This window comes from Sphingobacterium sp. UBA5670 (genome assembly GCF_002420705.1).
Classification (GTDB): domain Bacteria; phylum Bacteroidota; class Bacteroidia; order Sphingobacteriales; family Sphingobacteriaceae; genus Sphingobacterium.
The window spans coordinates 1-23,956 of sequence record NZ_DIIM01000009.1; the positions used below are offsets into that span (position 1 = coordinate 1).

General features: G+C 39.5%; 17 protein-coding genes. 9 read left to right on the forward strand and 8 right to left on the reverse strand.

Annotated elements, in window-relative coordinates:
• Positions 1 to 359: 359 nt before the first annotated feature.
• The 5 genes from B3C94_RS08320 to B3C94_RS08340 all read left to right on the forward strand — a co-directional run bounded on the left by B3C94_RS08320 (position 360) and on the right by B3C94_RS08340 (position 9,112).
• Entirely contained in the window at positions 360 to 3,449 is a 3,090-nt protein-coding gene (locus B3C94_RS08320) for a SusC/RagA family TonB-linked outer membrane protein (RefSeq protein ID WP_293901865.1), read from the forward strand.
• A gap of 23 nt (positions 3,450 to 3,472) precedes the next feature.
• A complete protein-coding gene (locus B3C94_RS08325; RefSeq protein WP_293901868.1) occupies positions 3,473 to 5,218 on the forward strand; it encodes a RagB/SusD family nutrient uptake outer membrane protein in 1,746 nt (581 codons plus the stop codon).
• Between the two features lie 169 nt (positions 5,219 to 5,387).
• Positions 5,388 to 6,689 (forward strand): ribosome biogenesis GTPase Der, encoded by a 1,302-nt coding sequence (der, locus tag B3C94_RS08330; protein WP_293901871.1) that lies wholly within the window; start codon positions 5,388 to 5,390, stop codon positions 6,687 to 6,689.
• A gap of 21 nt (positions 6,690 to 6,710) precedes the next feature.
• The gene (gene cysS / locus B3C94_RS08335) at positions 6,711 to 8,177 is read left to right on the forward strand and encodes a cysteine--tRNA ligase (RefSeq protein WP_293901874.1); all 1,467 of its coding nucleotides are present in this window, start codon (positions 6,711 to 6,713) and stop codon (positions 8,175 to 8,177) included.
• Between the two features lie 50 nt (positions 8,178 to 8,227).
• Complete coding sequence (locus tag B3C94_RS08340) at positions 8,228 to 9,112, forward strand: DUF4440 domain-containing protein (protein WP_293901877.1); 885 nt, start codon at positions 8,228 to 8,230, stop codon at positions 9,110 to 9,112.
• 75 nt (positions 9,113 to 9,187) lie between these two features.
• On the opposite strand, the gene B3C94_RS08345 is transcribed toward B3C94_RS08340, so the two are convergent.
• Entirely contained in the window at positions 9,188 to 10,537 is a 1,350-nt protein-coding gene (locus tag B3C94_RS08345; RefSeq protein WP_293901880.1) for a peptidylprolyl isomerase, read from the reverse strand.
• 528 nt (positions 10,538 to 11,065) lie between these two features.
• Here B3C94_RS08345 and B3C94_RS08350 point away from each other — a divergent pair.
• The gene (locus B3C94_RS08350; RefSeq protein ID WP_293901883.1) at positions 11,066 to 12,157 is read left to right on the forward strand and encodes a lactonase family protein; all 1,092 of its coding nucleotides are present in this window, start codon (positions 11,066 to 11,068) and stop codon (positions 12,155 to 12,157) included.
• A 41-nt stretch (positions 12,158 to 12,198) separates the two neighbouring features.
• Here B3C94_RS08350 and mnhG read toward each other — a convergent pair whose 3' ends face one another.
• Genes mnhG through B3C94_RS08385 form a run of 7 tightly spaced genes read right to left on the reverse strand, consistent with a single transcriptional unit; the run spans position 12,199 to position 17,945 of the window.
• Positions 12,199 to 12,549 carry a monovalent cation/H(+) antiporter subunit G gene (gene mnhG / locus B3C94_RS08355; protein WP_293901886.1) on the reverse strand — a complete coding sequence of 117 codons (351 nt, stop codon included), beginning with the start codon at positions 12,547 to 12,549 and terminating at the stop codon, positions 12,199 to 12,201.
• Entirely contained in the window at positions 12,542 to 12,817 is a 276-nt protein-coding gene (locus B3C94_RS08360; RefSeq protein ID WP_293901889.1) for a monovalent cation/H+ antiporter complex subunit F, read from the reverse strand. Before B3C94_RS08360 ends, mnhG begins: the two co-directional genes overlap by 8 nt.
• Complete coding sequence (locus B3C94_RS08365) at positions 12,814 to 13,272, reverse strand: Na+/H+ antiporter subunit E (protein WP_227550155.1); 459 nt, start codon at positions 13,270 to 13,272, stop codon at positions 12,814 to 12,816. The genes B3C94_RS08360 and B3C94_RS08365 overlap by 4 nt, the downstream gene beginning before the upstream one ends.
• A gap of 19 nt (positions 13,273 to 13,291) precedes the next feature.
• A complete protein-coding gene (locus B3C94_RS08370) occupies positions 13,292 to 14,800 on the reverse strand; it encodes a proton-conducting transporter membrane subunit (protein WP_293901898.1) in 1,509 nt (502 codons plus the stop codon).
• Entirely contained in the window at positions 14,797 to 15,153 is a 357-nt protein-coding gene (locus B3C94_RS08375; protein WP_293901901.1) for a Na+/H+ antiporter subunit C, read from the reverse strand. Before B3C94_RS08375 ends, B3C94_RS08370 begins: the two co-directional genes overlap by 4 nt.
• The gene (locus B3C94_RS08380) at positions 15,153 to 15,575 is read right to left on the reverse strand and encodes a Na+/H+ antiporter subunit B (protein ID WP_046671608.1); all 423 of its coding nucleotides are present in this window, start codon (positions 15,573 to 15,575) and stop codon (positions 15,153 to 15,155) included. Before B3C94_RS08380 ends, B3C94_RS08375 begins: the two co-directional genes overlap by 1 nt.
• Positions 15,576 to 15,635: 60 nt before the next feature.
• Complete coding sequence (locus tag B3C94_RS08385) at positions 15,636 to 17,945, reverse strand: putative monovalent cation/H+ antiporter subunit A (RefSeq protein ID WP_293901907.1); 2,310 nt, start codon at positions 17,943 to 17,945, stop codon at positions 15,636 to 15,638.
• A gap of 392 nt (positions 17,946 to 18,337) precedes the next feature.
• Here B3C94_RS08385 and B3C94_RS08390 point away from each other — a divergent pair, with 392 nt between their 5' ends.
• The 3 genes from B3C94_RS08390 (at position 18,338) to B3C94_RS08400 (ending at position 23,952) form a co-directional block, all read left to right on the forward strand.
• Positions 18,338 to 18,865: an RNA polymerase sigma factor gene (locus B3C94_RS08390; protein WP_293901910.1), complete on the forward strand. Its 528-nt coding sequence runs from the start codon at positions 18,338 to 18,340 to the stop codon at positions 18,863 to 18,865.
• A 46-nt stretch (positions 18,866 to 18,911) separates the two neighbouring features.
• Positions 18,912 to 20,069 (forward strand): FecR family protein, encoded by a 1,158-nt coding sequence (locus tag B3C94_RS08395; RefSeq protein WP_293901913.1) that lies wholly within the window; start codon positions 18,912 to 18,914, stop codon positions 20,067 to 20,069.
• Between the two features lie 256 nt (positions 20,070 to 20,325).
• Positions 20,326 to 23,952, forward strand: coding sequence for a SusC/RagA family TonB-linked outer membrane protein (locus B3C94_RS08400; protein WP_293901916.1), 3,627 nt, complete (start codon positions 20,326 to 20,328; stop codon positions 23,950 to 23,952).
• The last annotated feature ends 4 nt before the right edge of the window (positions 23,953 to 23,956 follow it).

The following is a 23,956-nucleotide window of genomic DNA, read 5'->3' on the forward strand; positions in this document are numbered from 1 at the left end:
GGTCCCCGCTACTAAAAGAAAAAAGCCGAGGTGAATATCTTGGCTTTTTTTGTGTCCTTATTTATGCTACAATACCGCCTGTTTCTCAGGAATATCTTTTTTCTACTCTTCTAAATTTCTTTTTCTCGATTGTCGTGTGCTTGCTAAAAACTGTCTTTTGCTGTTATTTAATAATTCTAATTTTTTGATGTTGGATTGCGCTGTAAAATGCATGTTTATGCAATCGTTTGTTTAATTGGCGCAATCGATTTCGTTGTTCCAAAATTTTGATATACTGTCATCATCCTTTAGTTTTAGCATTCATGTACCTAAATTTTGATTAGCAAGCTAATCAATTTTTAAACTAACTATTAAATATTATGATTTCAAAGATTCTCGACAATCACAAGTTGAGTCTGTTATCATTAGCTTTACTCATTACAAGTACACACAACTCGGCTAATGCTAATGGTCTTACGTTTCCAGACAACAATATTTTGTTGAATGACGCGGTTTATCAACAAAAAGTGAATGGAAAAGTGCAGTCTACAGACGGCCCATTGGCTGGAGCAACCATTAGTGTTAAGGGGAGCACTAAATCGACATCTGCAGGAGTAGATGGACGATTTACAATAGATGCTAAAAATGGTGATGTACTAGTCGTTACAAGTGTTGGTTATAAAGCACAAGAAGTGACTGTGGCAGGACCGGTTGTTACCATCAATCTAGAGTCCAATAGCGAGGCACTCCAGGAAGTTGTTGTTGTTGGGTATGGCACACAACAGAAAAAAGAAAGTTTGACCGGCGCCCTTCAGGCTGTTAAAGGAAACAAATTACGTGATGTCACTACGCCATCGGTTGAAAACATGTTGAATGGTAAAGCAGCCGGTGTGTATGTTGCACCAGGAGCTGGTAAACCGGGGTCAAATGGTGGTGTTGTTATTCGCGGCCAGGCAACATTAAGTGGTACAACGAACCCGTTGTGGGTTATTGATGGTGTTATCGTTGGCTCAAGTCCAGGTGATATCAATCCGGACGATATTGAATCCTTAACTATCCTAAAAGATGCTGCCTCAACATCTATTTATGGTTCTCAAGGTGCAAATGGTGTTGTCGTTGTGACAACTAAAAACCCTACAGCATCCAAAACAAGCATTAGCTTTTCTACAAAAATGGGTATCAACCAACTTTCCAATGGACACATGGAAATGATGGATGGAGCTGAACTTTATGACTACTTTGCTTCATTTTCGAATCCCGCCGATATCAAATTCCCGCGTTGGAATTCGGATTTGCGCAACAGTAATTTTGACTGGTGGAAACTGGCGACAAAAAACGGATTTGTCCAAAACCACAATTTGTCTATTCAGGGTGGAAATGATAAATTACAGTCTTATTTGTCTTTAGGTTACTACAACGAAGCCGGTGCAGTAAAAGGATATGATTACGATCGTTATAACTTTAGATTACGTACCAACTATAAGCCTTTCGATTGGTTGACCATTAAGCCATCTATTGCGGGATCAAGACGTGCTGTAGATGATCGTCAATATGATGTCAATGCCATGTACGGCAACCTTCCTTGGGATAGTCCTTACGATGCAAATGGAAATCTAGTACCACACCGTTATAGTGGCTGGGTTAATAATGCCAGTACAAATTATTTGTATGACTTGCAATGGAATCATAGTGCCAATACCAATTATGAATTTATGGGTAACTTAGATTTCGATATCAAATTAACAGATTGGTTGACCTTCTCCTCAGTCAACAATTATCGTTACAATAGTTACTCCGATAGCGGATATCAAGATCCACGATCAAACAGCGGCGAAAGTGTAATTGGTCGTGTGACAGATTATCGCATGGAATTTGCCCGTCGGTATACCAACCAGATTTTACGTTTCAACAAGACTTGGGATAAACATAGCCTGAATGGATTGGCTGCATACGAATTTAACGACTATTGGACAAAAACATTAGATGCTTATGGAACAGGTATTGTAAATGGTTTCGAGGTATTGGATGTTGTTGCAAAGCCAGAACGTACGAAAGGTGGAATTTCTGAATGGGCAGTACAGTCATTCTTGTCGAATGCAAACTATGCATACGATAATAAATATCTGGCACAGGTATCTTTCCGTCGTGATGGGGCGTCCAATTTTGGTACCAATGCCAAATACGGAAATTTCTTTTCAGTCAGCGGTGGTTGGAATATCAATAAAGAAGAGTGGTTCAAGGCTGATTGGGTAGATAACTTAAAACTACGAGCGGCTTACGGATCGGTAGGTAATAGACCGAGCTCATTATATCCACAATATAGCCTTTATTCGGTATCGGCATCATCAAGCTATAATGGAATACCAGGGGCATTAATCAGCCAAATCGGTAATAAAGATCTGACTTGGGAAAAAACCTACACAACTGGTTTTGGGGTTGATGCAGCCTTATTTAAGAATAGGCTAAGATTTAATGTTGATTATTACGATAAGAAGACTGATAATGTGCTTTATCAAGTGCCAATCAGTGGTCTGACCGGCGTTACTTCTATCTGGAAAAATATTGGTAAGATGCAAAACCGCGGGATTGAATTGACCATCGGTGGCGACATCGTTCGAAATGACAATGTGCATTGGAGCTTGGATGTTAATTTGAGTCACAATGTGAATAAATTGACCGAGCTATTTGCGACAAAAGATGCCAATGGTAATCTTGTTTCAAAACCAATTATCGCAGGTGACGGATCGGGTATCGCTGGATCAGCGCAACGTTTACTTCAGCCTGGTTTTCCGGTAGATACCTATTACTTAAAAGAATGGGCAGGTGTTAACGTAGATAATGGTTTGCCAATGTGGTATCGATACGAGACAGATGCCAATGGCAATGAAACGAGGACTACAACATCAAACTATTCCAATGCAACTTTCCGTAATGCAGGAAAAGGAAATGCAGATCTCTTTGGAGGTTTCAGTACAGCCTTAAGTTATAAGCAGTTTGATCTAAATGCTGTGTTCGGGTTCTCTTTGGGCGGTAAGTTATATAATTATTCGCGCCAAGAATTTGACTCGGATGGAACTTATACTGATCGCAACCAGATGAAGTTACAGGATGGTTGGAGCCGTTGGGAAAAACCAGGTGATGTTGCTACTCATCCGATAGCAAGGTACGATAACCAAGATAAAGGTAATTCACCGTCAACACGCTTTTTGGAAAGTAACAATTTCTTAAAAATGAGATCCTTGACGTTGGGTTACAACTTCGATCTGAAAAAGTATAACATCAAAAATTTACGTGTATTCTTAGCTGGAGAGAATTTGTTTACTATTACAAACTACTCGGGTGTTGATCCAGAGCTTCCATTGACTGAACCAGATGGCAAAGGCGGGGGTGGTCAAATGATCAGATCTACAGGCGTTTCTGTATATCCAATGGTTCGTAAATACATGTTCGGCGCAAGTGTGACATTTTAATTTTAACGTTTAGAAAATCAATAATGAAAAAGATATTAATCGGACTTTTGATCGCATCGGCAGTATCCTCCTGCGATATAGATCGTCTTCCTTATACTTCGATGGACGAAGAGAATATTGCAAGTAATCCTGATGCCATGGTAACAGGTACTTATGCGCAGTTAAAAGCTTGGTCCGACCCAATGCACCGCCTTGGTGAATATGCTGGTGATAATATGATGATCCGCGGGTCATCGACAGACGCGTTTTACGAATTTATCTCCTATGCGAGAACGCCTAATAATTACCGTTTGCAGAACTTTTGGGATAGCGGTTATAAAGCTATTGCACAATCTTCGAACGTCATTAAGATGTTTGCCGAAGGTCAAAGTGAAGAGATGGATAATAAGTTGGGTGAATGTTATTACATCCGTGGAATGATGTATTTTTACCTTTGTCGCGCATTCGGGAAGCCTTATTATCAAAGTCCTGAAACAAACTTGGGCGTTCCAATTGTCAATGGTACACCTGAAGATGTATTCAATGATTTGAACTTACCGGACCGTGCGTCTGTAAAAGATACTTATGCGCAGGCAATCAGCGATCTGAAAAAAGCAGAAGCGTTATTGACGCTCGATAAAGGGGCGGTATATGCTTCCAAGGGAGCGGCACAAGCAATGCTTTCCCGTATTTACCTCTATATGAGTGGTACGTATAAAAATCCAAATGCGGAATATGCGCGTCTTTCTGTAGAATATGCGGATAAGGTGATTAATTCAGGTAAATATGTGCTGTTGGCCCGTGAGCAATTCATGAAATACAATACATTTAGACCAGAAGATAACAAAGAGACCATTTTTGCAGTGAAACGTGTTGCTTCTGAATTTTCGGGCGACGATCACTATTATGGTATTGGTGGTATGTATTCCAATATCGGTGGTATGGGTTGGGGCGAGATGTATTCAAGCGCCAAGTATATTGATCTATTAAATGAGACTGGCCGTAATGACTGGAGACCTGATCATTATACGATTGTCGACGCACGTGCGGCTTTTATTGAACCTACTTATTCCAAAGATAAGGCAGGCAAATACTCAACTGTGTTTCGATTTATCAAACAAGATGTACCTGCAAAAGCCGGTGATCCCAAAACAATGAGCTATCTGCAAATTCCAGCTATAATTAACGGAAATACTGTTATTGCGCGAGAAGTTAAAAAGGTGGGTGATAATGAGGTTGTTAAAGAATATACATTGACGGCAATTAATGCTAATCAACAGACCTATTCAATTACTTATGAAGATGGCAATACCTACTCAGGTATGATAGATTATTATATTTCCTTAAACCGTGCTTATCCGCAATTCTATATTGTGAAATGCTCACGTGAAGGAGAAGAGTCACAATTACATTCACCAGTAATTAGCCGTTTGGGTGAAATTTATTTGAATCGTGCCGAAGCTTATGCGAAATTGGGTAATTATGGTGCTGCTCTAAATGATTTGAATACCATCAGAAATCGTTCTATTGTCAATGGCGGATATACTTCAATTGATGCGGCCAATGCAAGCAAACTGATCGACAAAGAGCGTCAGTTGGAATTGGCCTATCAGGCAGAACGCAGTTATGATGTGTTCCGTAACGGAGATCCATTAAACCGTACCTATCCGGGGCCACAAAAACAATTTGAAGATATTGTACCTACAGATTTTAGAGTGACGTATTTTATTCCTCAGGATGCGATCAATTCATATCCAGGGAAATTGACTCAGAATCCAACGTCTAATTAGGCGAATATTTATAATTTAAACCCAATAAATGGCTTTACTCCACGGTAAAGCCATTTTTGTTTTTGTGTCGCGATAATCCCTTTCGAATCCGTATCTTTGTTCCCTTAAGTATATTTTTAGCATAAAAGTGCCATCTGCTGTGATAGTGGCTGGATCAAATAAAATAAATATGGCAAATATTGTTGCAATTGTTGGTCGTCCAAATGTTGGTAAATCTACCTTATTCAATCGTCTTACAGAAAGTAGAAAAGCGATTGTTGATGACTTTAGCGGGGTGACGCGCGACCGTCATTATGAAACAGCCGAGTGGATCGGAAAGAAATTTACAGTAATTGATACAGGTGGTTTTGTACATGGTTCGGATGATGTCTTTGAAGAGGCGATTCGTGATCAGGTCTATATCGCTATTGAAGAAGCTTCGGTCGTTATATTCATGGTGGATGTCACAACTGGCATTACCGACTTGGATGACGAAATCGCTGATATTCTGAGAAGAAGCTCCAAACCTGTGTATGTAGTGGCCAATAAAGTCGATCACGCTAAATTGCACCATGAATCGGCAGAGTTTTATGCCTTTGGTTTAGGTGAGGTCTTCAATATCTCATCGGCTACAGGATCAGGTACAGGCGAATTGTTGGATGCTGTTGTTTCTCATTTCGAAGTGGAAGAGGAAGAAGAAGAATCCTTACCTAAATATACCATCGTAGGCCGCCCGAATGTGGGTAAATCCTCCTTGACAAATGCTTTGATCGGTAAAGATCGCAATATTGTAACGCCAATGGCAGGGACAACACGTGATTCAATCCGTATACATTATAATCAATACGGACATAATTTTTTATTGATTGATACTGCTGGTCTTCGCCGTAAGTCTAAAGTTAATGAAGATATTGAGTTTTATTCGGTTATGCGTACGATCAAAGCATTGGAAGATTCCGATGTAACGATTTTAATGCTCGATGCGCAAGATGGACTGGAAGCGCAAGACGTGAATATCTTCAACTTAGCGGAGAAAAACCGTAAAGGTATCGTGATTGTTGTCAATAAATGGGATTTGATCGAAAAGGACAATAAAACAATGAAGGCCTTTGAAGATCGCATCAGAGAGAAAATAGCGCCATTTACAGATGTGCCTATCATCTTTACTTCCGTAACCGAAAAACAGCGTGTTCTTAAGGTGTTGGAGGTTGCCGATAAGGTGTACGCAAACAAGACAAAGAAAATCCCTACGTCCAAGTTAAATGAAGTGATGTTGGATATTATCGAGAATTATCCACCGCCATCCTTAAAGGGAAAATATATCAAAATTAAATATGCAACACAGCTGCCTGGACGGACACCGATGTTTGCATTCTTCTGTAATCTGCCACAATACATCAAAGATCCGTACAAACGTTTTATTGAAAACAAATTGCGTGAAAACTTTGACTTTACAGGTGTGCCAATTCAAATATATTTTAGACAGAAATAGATTTTCAAGTAGCGATTAAACATGGACCATAATCTCTTTTTATACAATACGCTTTCGCGAACAAAAGAAAAATTCGAACCTATTCATCCCAATCTTGTCGGTATGTACGTCTGTGGACCTACGGTATACAGCGATGTGCATTTGGGAAACTGCCGGACGTTTGTCTCTTTTGATCTAATTTTTAGATATCTGCGCCATCTTGGTTATAAAGTGCGTTATGTGCGCAATATTACAGATGCAGGGCATTTAGAAGGCGATCGTGATGAAGGGGATGACAAATTTGCAAAAAAAGCAAAATTGGAACAATTGGAACCGATGGAAATCGTTCAGAAATATACCATAGGTTTCCATGATGTGTTGCGTCTTTTCAATACGTTGCCTCCAAGTATAGAGCCTACTGCGACAGGACATATTTCCGAGCAGATCGAAATGATTGAACAAATTATGGAGAATGGCTATGCTTATGAAAGGGATGGTACCGTTTATTTTGACGTTGAGAAGTATGTTGAGCAATACGACTATACCGTATTGACCAATCGAAAATTGGAAGATATGCTCAACAACACCCGCGAATTGAGTGGTCAGGACGAGAAAAAAGGTCGTTTGGATTTTGCTTTATGGATCAAAGCAAAACCTGAAACGATTATGCGCTGGCCAGCTCCATGGAGTGTTGGATTTCCGGGATGGCATATTGAATGTTCGGCCATGAGCAGAAAATACTTAGGCGATCAATTTGATATTCACGGTGGTGGAATGGATCTGGCAGCTACACATCATACCAATGAAATTGCACAGTCCGAGGCATGTAACCATACAAGTCCTGCCAAATACTGGATGCATACCAATATGTTGACTGTAAACGGTGCCCGGATGTCCAAATCCGCAGGGAATGGATTTTTGCCGGGAGAGCTTTTTACAGGAAATCATCCGCTATTGAATAGAGGTTATTCGCCCATGGCTGTTCGCTTCTTCATGTTACAAGCACATTATAGAAGTACGTTGGATTTCTCCAATGAGGCATTGGATGCGGCTGATAAGGGGTATAAACGTCTTATGACAGCCATCGGTCTTTTGGATAAATTGAAGGTATCGAAAGGTGCTGATTCATTCAATTTAGCAGAAATTCGCCGTAAATGTTATGCTGCGATGGATGATGATTTCAATAGTCCTGTGCTCATTGCCGAATTGTTTGAAATTGTACGTATCATCAACTCAATTTATGATGGTAAGGCGAAGATAACGGAAGAGGGATTAGCAGGCCTTAAAATATTCTTGAAAGAATTTGTTGAGGATATCCTAGGGCTTAGAAACGATCAGACATCCGCATCTGATGATATCGATGATGTGATGAACCTAGTTATTAAGTTACGTAATGAGGCAAAGGCGAATAAAGACTTCGTGACTTCAGATCGTATTCGTGATGAGCTTAATTCTATTGGAATTCAGTTGAAAGATAGCAAAGAAGGAACACTTTGGAATAAGATTTGATAGATAAGAAAATCGAATTTATAAAAAGAGGAAAGAAAGATCATTTGCATATGAATTTTTGGAATAGGCTATCCGTCGTCGCATTGATGAGTGTCGCTGGTACGACACTATATGCGCAGATACCTGAGAAAGTTGGAAGCCTATTACAGGCAGATAAGGACGCCGCCGCATTGTCGAAAGCGTCTACGCCGCATCAGGCATTTCTATCGATCATTGATAAGGAATCTACGTTTTATGTTCCATCGGCAGTAAATGCTTACAACTACCTCAATAATCGGCCAAATATTCCCGATGTTTTGAATTGGCAGCCTACATTTGCACTGATTGCCAAGAGTCAGGAATTTGGTGTTACCTCGGGTTCCATGGATTTTCAAAAAGTAGGTGCTCGATTGCGTCATGGAGAATATCTGACTGTATGGAAGCGGAATAAAAAGGGCAAGTGGTTGGTTGATATTCGTGCCGAAGTTGAAAACAATGGAAAGGATGGGGAGTTTGATCTTGAATATATCGAACCTACCGATTCTTGGTATTTGAAACATCGCTCTAAAGTTCGTTTAAATCAGCGTGAGGATATTGTCTTAGAGACGGACAAGTTGATGTCAACAGTATTGAAAGCAGACAACCCTACAGCATACAAGGAGTTTTTGAGCGACGATGTACGGTTTTTATTTCCTTGGACCAGTCCGATGGAAGGAAAGGCTACAATGATGGCTTATCTCAAAAAACAACGGATGACGATAGAAACGGTGCCTGAGGAAGTAAAACGTTCCTATAGTGGTGATTTTGCGTATACAAAGGGAACTGCAACAGTGAGGCAGAAGGATAAAGTTGTGAAGTATAATTATATCCGTATCTGGCAGCTGAGCGAATTGGCAAAAGATGATGTGAAGAAAGCCAATTGGAATATTTTGATCGAGATGATGTTTGAGAAATAATTACGACTGCAAAATAAAAAGGGCTTGAATATTTTATTCAAGCCCTTTTTATTATATGTGATTAGCGTCGCGCGCCTATTGTTTTTTCCATTTTTTCAATTCATCGCATGAACCAAACTCGTCACTGATATTGATAAATGTTGTTTTCGATTTATCATCGAACCATTTACTTAGATTGCGATTGATTTTATCTTGTTTGGCAGCTTCTTTAATTTTGGTGAAATCCTCATCCAAATTTGCTTTATGCGGCGGGATACGTGTTTTCAGGTAATTGAAGCGATACCCAACATCGCCCATTTTGTCTGTAAATTGCTCTGGTTTAGAATATTCGCCAGGTTTTAGCTGGTCAATTGCTGTAAATACCGATTTCTCCAATCCATCCATAGGAATCACAGTGGTACGGCTTGAACCCTCTTGATTTAGGATCATACCTCCATTGAACTTACTTTCTTCCGCATCCGAATAATTGGTAGCGGCATGATAAAAATCCATTTTTTTGTCAACCACCAATTTATAGATACTGTCCAGTTTATTTTTAGTGCGTTCCAACGCGGCTGCACCGGGATTGATCTTCATGAGGATATGGCGTGTGTGTACCTCTTCACCACGTCTTTCGAGTACCTGAATAATATGGAAGCCAAATTTTGATTCTACAATAGGTGAAATTTCGCCGGGTTTTAATTTGAAGGCCATCGCAGAGAATTCTTTTACATAATTGTCGCGTGTACCAAAGCCTAAATCACCACCATAAGGGGCAGAACCAGGATCCTGTGAATATAAACGAGCCATTGTACCAAAGTCGGATCCATCTACAATCTGTTTGCGAATACCTTCTATTTTCTCCCGCTGTTCCTTTTTCTCAGCATCCGTCAATTTGGGCATCATGACAATCTCACCAATTTCCACCTCGGTATTAAAATAAGGAAGACTGTCTTGGTTTAGACCTTCATAATAACGTTTGACCTCCAAGGGTGTTACATCGACTTTTTGAACAATATTTTGTTGCATTTTATTTGCTTTCAACTGTTCAAATACACTGGGACGCATTTCTTCCTTATATTGTAAAAGCGAGCGGTTGAGGAATTTCTCAAGACGTTCTTGCCCACCTGCCTGTTGGGACATGTGACGTAAACGCGCATTGAGGTTGTCATCAACCTCGGTTTCGGTTACATCAATGGAGTCAATTACTGCCTGTTGAGAGAGCAGTTTCTGAATAATTAATTGCTCCAGTACGCCACATTTAAATTTTTCGTTAGGTTTGTTTCCTTGCGCTAACCATTGCGAATATTGCATATCCACATCGGACTGTAAGATAATGCCCGATCCAACCGTTGCTACAACGCGATCAATAACCTGACGTTGCGCAAAACTAGCCTGAATTGATGCAAACAGCAATAAAAACAATATATAAATGTTTTTTTTCATCCGTATAAATTATTTAAGATATTAATGAGTGTTCATCATCTTTTTAAATGAACTCGTTTACTCATTAAATTAGTACTCTAAGGTATTCGTGAGCTGACTTCGTTCGGCTCATTCGTATTTTATTTATGATTCATTCATGATTAAAGGCACAAGCCTTTGCCGATGTAAGTCATAATCCTGTTCAATATATACTTTTTTGAACAACAGCACAAAATTATCAGATTATATGAATTATTCGTACTTTTATTTAACAATATTTTTGTATTCGCAATATTTAAAATTAGCGATTTTAGAATTGTTAAAATTGATGCGCTAAAATACGCATTTGCCTATTAGAAAGGGCGGTTTTAACCAAATTTAACAAGTCTATTGACGATATTTGCGCTTATCAAAAAGGCTAGCGTTTTCAGATCTTCTTGTGTAGAAATAGATAGACAAATTTAAGATGGATCTCGTATAGTTTAGGAACGAAGTTGATTTAAAGGTCTCATTAAACAAATGAGTATCAACACTTATAACATAATTTCAATGAAAAAAGCATTTATTTATTTGATGACGATTTTTCCACTTGCTAGTTTTGCTCAGCAGATTCCTATGTTTGTGGGAACGTATACCAGCAAAACTGAAAGCAAAGGCATCTATATTTATAATTTCGATGTTAAAACAGGTGAAACAACCTTGTCGAGTACACAGGAGAGTAAGGACCCTTCATTTTTGGCGCGAAATAATAACTTTATCTATGCCGTCAATGAGGTTCCCAACCAGGAGGGAAGTATTTCAGCTTATTCTTTTAAGGACGGTCATTTAACATTTCTAAACTCCCTTCCATCTGGTGGAGAGTCACCTTGTTTTGTGGAAGTGCATCCGAAAGGAAGTCTGCTTGCTGTGGCGAATTATACGGGTGGGTCAGCAGCTTTGTTTGATTTAGAAAGTAATGGTGTTTTGAGTAAGAGAGCACGATTAATACAACATGAAGGCAAGGGAGTTGATCCGAAGCGTCAGGAAAAGCCACATGTACATTCTACTTTTTTTTCCAATAAAGGAGATAAGTTATATGTTCAGGATCTTGGCCTGGATGAGATCTCCATATTTCCGGTGAACAAAAACGGGAATACCTATACTCTTGCCGAGGAATCGGAAGATATCTTTACACCTGCTGGCGGTGGTCCACGACATATTGTATTTGATAAGAAAGAAAAATTCCTGTATGTCGTATTGGAAATGACCGGTCAAATAGCATCATATAAGAAAGACGGTGATGCGTGGATGTACCAAAGTACTTTTGAGATCAATCCTGAAGGTTTTAAGGGGAATAACGGCGGCGCGGATATTAAAATGTCTGCTGATGGGAAATTTCTGTATGCGACCAACCGTGGCGACGCAAATACAATAGCTACATTTTCTGTTGAGAAGAATGGGGATCTAAAGAAAATATCCAATCTTTCAGTGAAAGGTAAAGGACCTCGTAATTTCAACCTTTCTCCGGACGGAAAATATCTTTTGGTCGCCAATCAATATACCAATAATATTGTTTTATTTAGCCGGGACGCCAAAACCGGTTTGCTGACAGATACTGGGAAAGAAATTTCGTTACCAGCACCTGTTTGTATCATATTCTAATTACGACAGGCAGATTTTTAAGAGAAACAGATCTGTTTCTCTTAAAAATCTTCTTTTCGACAATCTAATTTGCCTTCGTTCTCAAGATCATTTAAGGTCGTTCCCTTCCATGTTTTAACCCGTTGGATATAGGCAGCTCTTCCGATCATATGTGCTGCAACAGGAGCCGTTAGGATCAGGAAAAATCCAATGGCGATGGCTTTGGTCGTTACAGATACATCTGGGAAGGTCATGGCTGCACAGATCAGTAAAAGTCCAACCCCCAATGTTGCCGCCTTTACGGTAACCGAAAGACGTAAATAAAAATCGGGCATCCGCAAGATACCAATAGACGCAAATAGTATGGCCAGTGCCCCAATGGTGCTGAGTAAGGCTAAAGTAATATCAATCATCTTTGCTTTGTTTTTCTAAATAAAATGAAAAGGCTATCGTACCCAGAAACGCGATGAGTGCCAAGATCATGGCAATATCTAAAAACACTTCCTGCGAAGTTCGTATACTATAGACGGTAATAATTCCAATTCCAGTAGTGATAATGAGATCCAGGGCGATCACACGATCAAATATCTGGGGACCTTTATACAGCCGAATAAAAGCCAGTATGACTGAAATAGTCAGGATCGGGAGGATCACATAATCGAAATAGCTATTTAAAGTCATCTTAAAAGTTCTAAAAGTCTTCGTTCAACATTGTTTTTAAGGGTCGAAACAAACTGTTCCTTGCTCTTCATGTACATCACATGGATAAAGAGTGTCTTTTTATCTTCACTTACATCCAGAATAAGTGTTCCGGGGGTCAAAGAGATAAAGGTTGAAAGCAGGTTGATTTCTAAATCCGTTTTTGCATCCATGGGATACTTGACAATCGCGGGTTTGATAAAAAACTTAGGTGTTATCACGTCATAGGCCACCTGTACATTGGCGACAATCATTTCCCACAGGAAAAAGAGAATAAAACTCAATGTTTTCGGTACCCGATAAAAGTATCGCTGATCGACCTCATTCCTATTCATCAGCCAGAGGATGCCAAATCCCAGCATAAAGCCGAAGAGAAAGTTGGTGTAATACATCGATCCTGTCAATGCGACCCAAATAAAGGATAGCATAAGGTTCATTAAAAACTGTTTTATCATATCAATTCTGCCCTCCTAATACAGCATTTATATAAGGTGATGTGTCCAATAATTGTGTCGCAATCTGATCTGCCACATGGATGATCGCTTCGGCATTGAGTCCGATGTACAAGGATGCAGATGCTAAAATAACGACAGGAAGTATGAGCATTGTTCTTTTATAACCGACCATGCCAGCAAATTTATCCTCAATGATTTCCTGATCGGGTGCATCTTTCCAGAATACCTGTGCCCACATTTTGGCAATGACAAACAAGGTGATAAAACTACCGATAATCAGGGCACCTGCGAAAGCATATTTTTCCAGTTGGAAAGCATCTTTGAATAGATAGATTTTAGGCCAGAATCCCGAAAGAGGTGGTATACCTACGAGCGAAAAAAGCACAATGGCAAAAAGTAACGATATCTTAGGGTACTGAGCATAGATGCCTCCAAGCTTTTTCATATCCATGGTACCACGGAGTTGCCTTATAACACCGGCCATGAGGAATAAATTCGTCTTGACCATAATATCGTGGATGAGGTAGAACACTGCACCTAATAAGGCCCATTTACTATATAAGCCCAATCCTCCGATCATAAAACCAATATGACAAACGATCAGATAGGAAAACAACCTTCGGATATTGGTTTTGATCAATGCACCAAAAGCACCTGTCAGAATCGTTAATATGGCTAGCGCGATAAGGAGTTCCTTGGTAAAATGGTTGGGGATAAACAACAATGAAAATACCCTAAACAAGGCGTAAATTCCTACCTTAGTCAATAAGCCCCCAAATGTCGCTGCTACGGCCGAAGGCGGAGTATGGTAAGAAGAGGGTAACCAGAAATAGAGCGGAAATACGGCGGATTTAATGCCAAAACCGATCAGGAAAAATGTTGCTGTAATTTCTACTAGCGCCTGATTTTGTATTTTGGGGATACGTAGGGCCAGGTCGGCCATGTTTAATGAACCCGAAATGCCATAGAGTATGCCAATACCTGTTAAGAAAAATGTCGAAGCCAGGATATTCATGGCCATATATTTTACCGCACCTTCCAGTTGGGATTTTCTTCCGCCGAGGGTCATGAGCACAAAAGAAGAGATAATAATAACTTCAAACCATACATACAGGTTGAAGATATCTCCTGTCAGAAAGGCGCCGTTAAGTCCCATCATCAAAAAGTGAAAGATCGGGAAATAACCATAGAGGATGCGCTGGCGTCCAACACCGACACAGGAAAAGATGGAGACCGCCAGACCTGCGATAGAAGTCAGGAGAACAAGAGTACTGCTGAATAGATCGGCAACAAAAACGATTCCAAAAGGAGCTTTCCAATTGGCCGCATTCATGGTCAAAATACCGCCATCATAAACCTTGAAGAATAGTTTAAAGGCCAGAATGAGTGCAAGCAAGCTTCCGCCAACGCTCAGAAAACGTTGTGCGGTGGATTTGCGCCACAACATCAGTTGGACAATAGCAATAAATAAATGCACGATAATCGTGGCAATAATGTGGTTGTCTATCATATATCTTCTTCCTCAGGCGTGTTCAAATCATCCAGATCATCTGTACCCAGCAACGCATATACACGCTTGAGTAAAACGATGGCAAAGGAGGTTAGGCCAAAGCTGATCACGATGGCCGTTAAAATCAGTGCTTGCGGAATCGGATCCGCATAAATATCGATGAATACCTTCAGATCCGGGCCAATAATAGGTGGTTTACCTTTAATGATATTACCCAATAAGAAGATCAATATATTGGTACCATTGCCCAGCAACATAATGCCCAACAACAATTTTACCATGCTTCGACGCAGGATCAGGTATATTCCGGCAGCATAAAGGATGCCGATCAGTAAGACGAGTATCAGTTCCATTATTCTTCTTCTTCAGTAGTTAAAGCAATCGTAAATAAAATTGTCAGAACGACACCTATGACAACAAAGTATACTCCGAGGTCAAAAAACAAGGCCGTTCCGATCATCCCGATGACCGGAATTTTCTCTTCAAGCCAAAGCCCGGTCATAACGGGATAGCCAAAAAATGCAGGTAGGAACATACTGATGGCCGAAATCCCCAATCCGATGGGGATGAGTGACAGGGGTTTGTACTGAATCAATTTCATGGTATTTTGAGGGCCAAAGGCAAAACTATGCAGCACAAAGGCGATCGAAGCAACGAGGCCGCCAACGAAACCTCCACCCGGATAATAGTGTCCTCTTAGCAGGAGGAATACCGAAAAAAGTAAAAGTATCGGTAATAAATACCGCGTAGCGGTCTGTAATATTGTACTGTTCATCTGTTATTATTTAGCTATGCACGAGATCTTAGCTCATGAATGTATAGCTGTTAAACATCATTATTCTTTATCCGACGATTTTAAACGTAATTTTAATAAGCTATATACTCCTAATGCAGCAATACTCAATACGACGATTTCAAACATGGTGTCAAAACCCCTGAAATCCACCAGCAATACATTGACCACATTTTTTCCTTTGGCGAGTACATAGGCATAATCACCATAGAAATCACTGATATTTGTCGTTGTTGGTTCATGCAGAACACGAAGAGCGACCATGGACAGTAAAACGCCAAAAATGATAGCGACGACAGCGTCACGAATGACGGTGCGTCGATTTGCCAGATTTAAGAACGAAGGGAGTTTAAAGAGTACCAACACAAAGAGTACCACGGTTAGGGTGTCGATGGTGAATTGCGTCATGGCTAGATCCGGTGCACTGTAAAATACGAAAATAAGACATATGGCATAACCTACAACACTGGTTGCAACTACGGCTGTCAATCGGGATGAAGTGCGGATAGTCAATACAATAGCACCGATCAGAATGCAGACTGTGGTGACTTCGTAAAAACTCACGGGAGATAGCGTATCCCATTTGATATGGAGCGGGCCACCTAGGTACAGCTGATAAGCAATCAGCAATTCAGCAAACAAGATAATTTTCAATAAATACGAACGCAAATATCCGTTGTGCATTTTGTTTGTGAAGAAGGCAGAGAATAAAACAATTTCCTGCGCAGCTAACTGGATGATATATTCAGGAGAAATCCTATTGAAATTTGCAATCCACGCCAATTTTTTATCGCTAGGCCTGTTTGCGAAATAAAGTAAGGTACCCGCGGCAATTGTAATAGTGCTTAATAGCAGGACTAAATTAAAGCCATGCCAGATTTTCAAATGAAACGTTTCGGGCTTTGCAAGTATGCTTACCGCTGTCGGTCCAGCAATCCAGTCGCCGATAAGTCCAGGGATACAGCCAAAAACGACACCGAGAACGGCTAGAAGTAGAGGTGGGATCCACATGGCTTTATAGGGCAGATGGATTGTATTAAATTGCTCGGGCAGCTTCCCCATAAATGGTTTTATGCCGGCCATAAATCCGGCAGATACCAATAGGATATTGGTGACTACTGCTGCTATTGTCAAATAGAGAAATAAATTGGGTGTGGCATGTAGCGTGGCCTCATAAATCAGATCCTTTCCGATAAATCCAAATGTAAGTGGGATACCGGCACTGGAAAGCGCAGCTAGAAAACCTGCGATAGCGACAGGCATTAAAACTTGGCGTAGCCCACGTAGAATTGTAAGATCTCTTGTTCCGGTTTCATGGTCTATAATCCCAGTAATCAAGAATAAAGCAGCTTTATATAAGGCATGTACGAGTATAAAGACACTTGCCGCGATAACGGCATTCTTGGTACCTAGTCCCAACAAGAAAACTAAAATCCCGAGGGCGGATATTGTTGAATAGGCAAGAACACCCTTGAGGTCTGTTCTGAAAAGCGAATGGAAGGCTGCATAGAGCATCGTGAGACCACCAATAATCATAAGCGAATACGTCCAGATCGGATTGCCACCAAGAATTGGTGAAAAACGGGCCAAAAGATAGATTCCCGCTTTGACCATAGTTGCCGAATGTAGGTAGGCCGATACCGGAGTCGGTGCTTTCATGGCACCGGGTAACCAAAAATGGAAAGGGAATTGTGCTGATTTTGTAATTGCCCCAAGTGCTATGAGGCCAAAGACCAAGGGGAATAGCGGGTGTTGCTGAATGACTGATACTTTGCCGATGAGTGCTGTAATGTGGTAAGTACCGGCAATATTACCCAGTAAAATAAAACCTGCCAGCAGAAAAAAACCACCGAAACCTGTAATGGACAATGCAGTCAATGCACTTTTTCTTGAATCGTTATTGTCATTGTTAAAGCCGATCAGAAAAAACGAGCTAATTGAAGTTAATTCCCAAAAGATGAAGAGTAACAGCATATTGTCCGATAGGACAAGCCCTAGCATAGCCGACATAAAAAGGCAGAGGTAACCGAAGAACCGATCGATATACCGATGCCCTTTCAGATAGGCATTCGCATAGAAAAAGATACAAGCACCGATCCCAGTAATCAATAAAGCGAAAAGTAGGGATAGTCCATCTAATTTAAAATCCAGATTAATGCCTAAGGAGGGCACCCACGACGTTGATTGTACGAAATAGGAACCTTGACCAATAGGTACGATATATCGAGCAAAGTATAGAAATAGAAGTACCGGTAAGAATGCGAGAATAAAACCCCATCTGGTTTTTAGGAATCGACCAAATGGAACAATAAGGCTCGATGTTATTAGTCCTGATAGAACAGTAAATAGCATTTAGTCTTTGTTTTAATTTTTATTGAAGTGTTTGTTTATTTGTCAATAAGAACCTTCTACATTTCATAGTTGCCAACGCTTATATAGCGATGAAGGTTTTTTGAAAGTTTACAATATAGTAAAAAAAAGCGAAAAAACGTTAGTTTTTGACCGTTTTTCCTGTATATAAATGATAAAAGCAGGGATTTTGTTTTGGTTGTCGAAAAAAAACTAAACTAGTTTAGCAATCTAGAGATGAATAAATGCGGGTTTAAAATTATTATTTGGGATTAACAAAAAAAAAGAGCATTTTTACGATACAATTATTAAACATCCTCAATCGGATGTGTTTTTTACCCTAAATAATCTCATTTATAAAGATAATAGAATCTGAGTGTGGAAGAGATCTAACTATGCAGAAAGAAGAAGTATTATTTAAGACACACTATAATGGACTTTGCCATTTCGCTTGGAAGATTGTTGGTGATCTTTCTTTAGCCGAAGATCTGGTGCAGGATTCTTTTATCGCTTATTTCAAAAATACGGATCAAGTCAGTGATAATGAGATTGCAATAAAGAACTATCTATACAGTTCTGTGCGTTTCGCTTGTTATAATCATATCCGTCATGAAAAGGTTCGTCAAAAGTATTGGAATGTTGTAGGTTTTACTGAAGAGGATAATACAGCGCTCGAATTGAATATGATTCACAGTGAAGTCATTCAGGAAATATATAAAATTATAGAAGAAATGCCTTTTGCCTGTCAACAAGTTTTTCGGCTTGGTTATCTGGAGGGTTTATCTAATCTTGAAATTACACGAGAGCTACAGATTAGTATCAATACCGTAAAAACACAGAAGCAACGTGGCATGAAAATGTTACTTAAGCGTTTGAATCCCGAGTTTATTCCCCTTATTATATTTTTGTTAAAAAATATTTAAATTTTTGTCACCCTTTTCCTCGTCTTAGGTTTCTTTATTGTAATTAATGAAAGAAAACACAAGACATATCACTGATTTAATACAAAAATTCCTTTGTGGTCAATTGACAGCGGAGGAACAAGTACAGTTTGATGAATGGCTCAATGCAAGTTCACAAAATAAACAACTTTTAGAATCCTTCCGAAAGGCAGAAAATATAGCACAAGATTTAGCCGTTATTCGGCAGTTGGATGCAAATCAAGCATGGGATCGGCTGAACAGTAAAAAAACTAACAGTGCTAGATCTTTCCGGAAATGGTACTTGGGTATTGCGGCATCCATTCTATTTTTGCTAGGAAGTTTTTTATTATGGAAAGGCGATTTCTTTCCATTCCATTCCGACTATAAGGATGAGATTGTTTCCAAAAAACAAGATATTTCTCCAGCTACGAGCGGAGCAGTATTAATTCTGGCTGATGGCACCAAAGTCTCTTTAAATGATGATTCCACAAAAACTTTGACTAAAAACAATAATCTGATCGGGAACAACAATGAACTTATCGTTAAGCAAACAGATCAAGCGATCCCATTACAATATAACTCTTTGATTGTCCCAAAGGCAAGTTTTTATAAGATGACTCTGGCTGACGGAACAAAAGTTTGGGTGAATGCGCTATCTCAATTGAAATTTCCTGCACAGTTTTCGCCGAAAGAACGTAGAGTCTTTTTGGATGGAGAAGCCTATTTCGAAGTTACTCCCAAGTCAGACCAGCCTTTTATTGTGGAATCTAGAGGCAATGAAATTAAAGTGCTCGGAACGCATTTTAATATTAATTCTTATTCGGATCATGTTCGAACAACTTTAGCAGAGGGAAGAGTCGAGGTACGTAAAAATGATCAACGAGTGGAATTATTTCCCGGTGAATATGCTTCTTCTTTTAAGGACAATTTAATTAAAGGAAAGGCAGATCTAGCCCATGATCTTGCTTGGCACAATAATGAGTTTTATTTCAAAAAGGAAACGATAACGAATATTGCGCATCAATTGTCGCGCTGGTATGATCTTGATGTTACCTTCCGCGGCGATGTGCAGCTGGACAAAGAGTATACCGGGAGTATTGAGCGTGATGTAAAGTTGTCGCAGGTATTGGAGATGTTATCTTATGTCAGTAACCTAAAATTCGAAGTAGAAGGCAATAAATTGATTATTGCTACCAGAAGTTAAGATAGAAAGATATGCGGAAATAAATAGTATGCCTATGATAAAATAATACATCAACAACAATGACCTAAAAAAAGAGAACAGGAATGTTGCAGCATCCCTGTTCCGAAAAAAGATGTGATCATCAGGTCCTAAATCTAAAGATTAAACAATTAAACCCCAATTAACCACAAAGTGTAAATGTATGAATAACTTACCACTTAGCAAAAGGTGGTCCTTGATCCCTCAAGACCCACGATTTTGCAAACCATTACGTATTATGAAAATTAGTACATGTCTTCTATTCGCATTTGTGACAGGCGTGCATGCTAAGGGCACGGCGCAAAAGGTCACGTTGAATATGAAAAATGCCCGCATTGAAGAAGCGCTCTCCGCAATCTCCAAGCAGTCCCATCTGCGTGTGCTGTACAGTGAAAGCCTCAATTCTAAAGCGCGAATTTCAGTCAATGTCAAAAATGCTACTGTTGAGGAGGCGCTGAATGCCGTCTTAAAAAGCAATAATATTGAATACAAAATTATTGCCAATACTATTTCTGTCAATAGTAATGCAAAGAACGTCAGCATGACCGTCCCATTATCGATACAGCAATCTGTTTCAGGAACGGTCACGGATAAAAACGGAAAGGGGTTAAGCGGTGCTACTGTAACTGTTAAGGGAACTTCCATTTCGACACAGACAGATGATTCAGGTCACTTTAGGATTAATGCCTCTTCATCTGCAGTTTTGGTCGTTCGGTATGTCGGGTTTGGAACTAGGGAAATTTCGATGGCAGGAAAGTCAACTATAAATGTCGTACTTACAGCTAATGATCAAAAATTAGATGAAGTCAACGTGGTTGCTACCGGTTATCAAAATTTGGACCGTAAATTATTCACAGGGGCGTCTTCGAAGATCGATGCGAAGGAGGCTGAACGTGCAGGGGTTCCTGATATTTCTCGTATGTTGGAGGGACAAGCTGCGGGTGTTTCCGTTCAGAACGTGTCCGGTACGTTTGGTGCGGCACCCAAAATTCGGGTGCGTGGGGCTACTTCTTTAACAGGAGATAATAAGCCATTATGGGTAATCGACGGTGTCATCTTGGATGAGGCGGTCAATATCTCCAATGAGGCATTGTCGACAGGGGATGCGAATACGCTATTAGGTTCGTCTGTAGCGGGTTTGAACCCCGATGATATTGAGTCGATTACTGTGTTAAAGGATGCTGCTGCCACAGCTATGTACGGTGCTGCTGCAATGAACGGTGTAGTCGTTGTAAATACGAAAAGGGGACGGAATACAGAAGGTGTTGTCAATTTTAATTATTCAGGAAACTTCACCACTTATATCAAGCCGAATTACAATCAATTTGATATCATGAACTCGGCAGAGCAGATGCAATTGATAATTGATATGGAAAACAAAGGATATTTAAATCACTCGCAGGTTTCTCGCTCCCCAACTGGAGGTGTCTTTAACAAGATGTATAATCTGATGTACGATTACGATCCTTCTACTGATTCTTATGCTTTGCGCAATGATGCTCCTTCTCGCTATCAATTTTTGCAACGTTATACCAATGCAAATACAGATTGGTTTGACTTACTTTTTAAGCAATCGCTAGTTCATGATCACTCTTTAAGTATGTCTACAGGGACAGCTAAAAGCCAGACTTATGCATCTACTAGTTTTATGAATGATTCTGGTTTTACTTTGGGGAACTCTGCAAAGCGTTTTACCGCGAATGTCCGTAATAATTACAAGATCAATGATAAATTAAGCACCGAATTTATCTTTCAAAGTAATATTCGGGATCAGCGTACTCCAGGAACATTAAATAGAGTTTCGGACGCTGTGTATGGTAGCTATTCCCGCGATTTTGATATTAATCCTTACTCATATTCTCTAAATACGAGTCGTATCATCACAGCTTATGATGAAAATGGAAATCTAGAATATTTTAATAGAGACTACGCACCTTTCAATATCCTCAATGAACTTGATAATAATTATATCAAATTAAAATTGATGGATATTAAGGTTCAAGCTGGGATAACGTATAAAATTTTACCTTCTCTGACCTATTCTGCTAATGGAATGTATCGCTATTATAATTCCGAAAGACAGCATATGATCACAGAAAATGCTAATCTTTCCAAAGCATACCGAGCAAATCAAGATCAAACGGTAAATGCTGGGAACCGATTTTTGTATGCAGACCCAGATTTCCCTAATACCGATAAATATGTGATATTACCCAATGGAGGATTCTTCAATGTAGCCAATAACAATATGATTAGTTATTACATGCGCCACAATTTGGAGTACAACCAAAAGTGGAATGATCATACATTAAATCTATTTGGAACCTACGAACTTCAGTATGCGGACAAACAAAATCATGATTTCAACGGCCCAGGGATAGAATATGGTAATGGAAATTTAGTAATGCCGACCTATCGCTATTACAAATATGCGATTGAAAGTGGTAACGTTCCTTTTTCAATGGCTTATAATTACGATCGAAAATTAGCCTATGCTCTTCGAGGTGCTTATAATTTTAAAGACAAGTACTCATTCAACTTTACAACAAGATATGATGGCTCAAACAAAATGGGGCATTCTAATGTAGCCCGCTGGCTGCCAACTTGGAATTTATCAGGTGCATGGGATATTGACCAAGAAAATTTCTTCAACCGTGAAAATAAAATTCTCTCTTCAGCACGCTTAAGAGCAACGTATGGTCTTGTGGCAAATATGGGAAATGCTTCAAACTCCTCTGCCGTATTTTATAATGCTGTGGCATATAGACCTTACGAATCGGAGAAAGAAGGTAAAATTAATATTGACGGTTTAGAAAATTCAGAATTGACTTGGGAAAAGATGTACGAATTGAATATTGGTACTGACCTAAGCTTTTTAAATCGTCGAATTGATTTGAACTTTGATTATTATAGAAGAAACATTTTCGATTTGATTGGGCCTATTCGAACATCAGGTATCGGAGGTCAATTCGAAAAGCTGGGTAACTATGCAGATATGAAAGGTCATGGTGTTGATATTCAATTAGGCGGGTATCCGTTTAAAGATCCACAAGGTTTTACCTGGAGAACACAGTTTACGTTAGGATTCAATAAAACCGAGATCACAAAACTTGATGTGACACGTAATATCTGGAATTTGGTTTCTGCTGAAGGTGGAGCCAAATTAGGAAATCCGCATCGTGGATTGTATTCTATCGATTTCGATAAGCTTAACGCTAGAGGTGGATACCCTATGTTTATCGGTACTGATGGAACTCCGGGCGCAACCTATTTTTGGTTACAGGATAATGAAACGGATTTCTTGAAATATGAGGGACCGGTGGATCCAACAATAGCAGGAGGATACTATAACCGATTAGAATACAAAAATTTCAGCTTGTCCTTTTTAATGAAATTTGCTTTTGGTAATAAAGTCCGTTTGCAACCTAGTTACTCTTCATCTTATTTGGATATGTATAATGTATCTAAAGATCTGATCAATAGGTTTTTATATCGTGGTGATGAGTATTTAACAGTAATTCCTTCGACTTTGGATCCTTTGTCGGCAGAATTTGATGTCAAGAATGCTTTGGAAGAAAGAAATGCTGCAAATTACACCTACAATGCTTATAACTATTCATCCGAGCGTGTAGCGAAGGGCGACTATATACGTTTGTCGCAAATTTCTATTGGATATAATGTGCCAAAGGAATTAGTTTCACGCATTAAATTCAGAACAGCGCAGTTTAATCTCGTGGGGAATAATTTATGGTTATTATACTCAGATAAGAAGTTAAATGGAGTCGATCCGGAGTTTTATAGTAATGGTGGAGTAGCTCTTCCTGTACCAAAACAAATTACACTATCAGTGAAGTTAGGATTCTAAAAAA

Bases quoted from the DNA above. Each gene is read 5' to 3' on its own strand.
- B3C94_RS08320 (WP_293901865.1), top strand. From the start codon at position 360: ATGATTTCAAAGATTCTCGACAATCACAAGTTGAGTCTGTTATCATTA.
- B3C94_RS08325 (WP_293901868.1), top strand. From the start codon at position 3,473: ATGAAAAAGATATTAATCGGACTTTTGATCGCATCGGCAGTATCCTCC.
- der (WP_293901871.1), top strand. From the start codon at position 5,388: ATGGCAAATATTGTTGCAATTGTTGGTCGTCCAAATGTTGGTAAATCT.
- cysS (WP_293901874.1), top strand. From the start codon at position 6,711: ATGGACCATAATCTCTTTTTATACAATACGCTTTCGCGAACAAAAGAA.
- B3C94_RS08340 (WP_293901877.1), top strand. From the start codon at position 8,228: ATGAATTTTTGGAATAGGCTATCCGTCGTCGCATTGATGAGTGTCGCT.
- B3C94_RS08345 (WP_293901880.1), bottom strand. From the start codon at position 10,537: ATGAAAAAAAACATTTATATATTGTTTTTATTGCTGTTTGCATCAATT.
- B3C94_RS08350 (WP_293901883.1), top strand. From the start codon at position 11,066: ATGAAAAAAGCATTTATTTATTTGATGACGATTTTTCCACTTGCTAGT.
- mnhG (WP_293901886.1), bottom strand. From the start codon at position 12,549: ATGATTGATATTACTTTAGCCTTACTCAGCACCATTGGGGCACTGGCC.
- B3C94_RS08360 (WP_293901889.1), bottom strand. From the start codon at position 12,817: ATGACTTTAAATAGCTATTTCGATTATGTGATCCTCCCGATCCTGACT.
- B3C94_RS08365 (WP_227550155.1), bottom strand. From the start codon at position 13,272: ATGAACCTTATGCTATCCTTTATTTGGGTCGCATTGACAGGATCGATG.
- B3C94_RS08370 (WP_293901898.1), bottom strand. From the start codon at position 14,800: ATGATAGACAACCACATTATTGCCACGATTATCGTGCATTTATTTATT.
- B3C94_RS08375 (WP_293901901.1), bottom strand. From the start codon at position 15,153: ATGGAACTGATACTCGTCTTACTGATCGGCATCCTTTATGCTGCCGGA.
- B3C94_RS08380 (WP_046671608.1), bottom strand. From the start codon at position 15,575: ATGAACAGTACAATATTACAGACCGCTACGCGGTATTTATTACCGATA.
- B3C94_RS08385 (WP_293901907.1), bottom strand. From the start codon at position 17,945: ATGCTATTTACTGTTCTATCAGGACTAATAACATCGAGCCTTATTGTT.
- B3C94_RS08390 (WP_293901910.1), top strand. From the start codon at position 18,338: ATGCAGAAAGAAGAAGTATTATTTAAGACACACTATAATGGACTTTGC.
- B3C94_RS08395 (WP_293901913.1), top strand. From the start codon at position 18,912: ATGAAAGAAAACACAAGACATATCACTGATTTAATACAAAAATTCCTT.
- B3C94_RS08400 (WP_293901916.1), top strand. From the start codon at position 20,326: ATGAAAATTAGTACATGTCTTCTATTCGCATTTGTGACAGGCGTGCAT.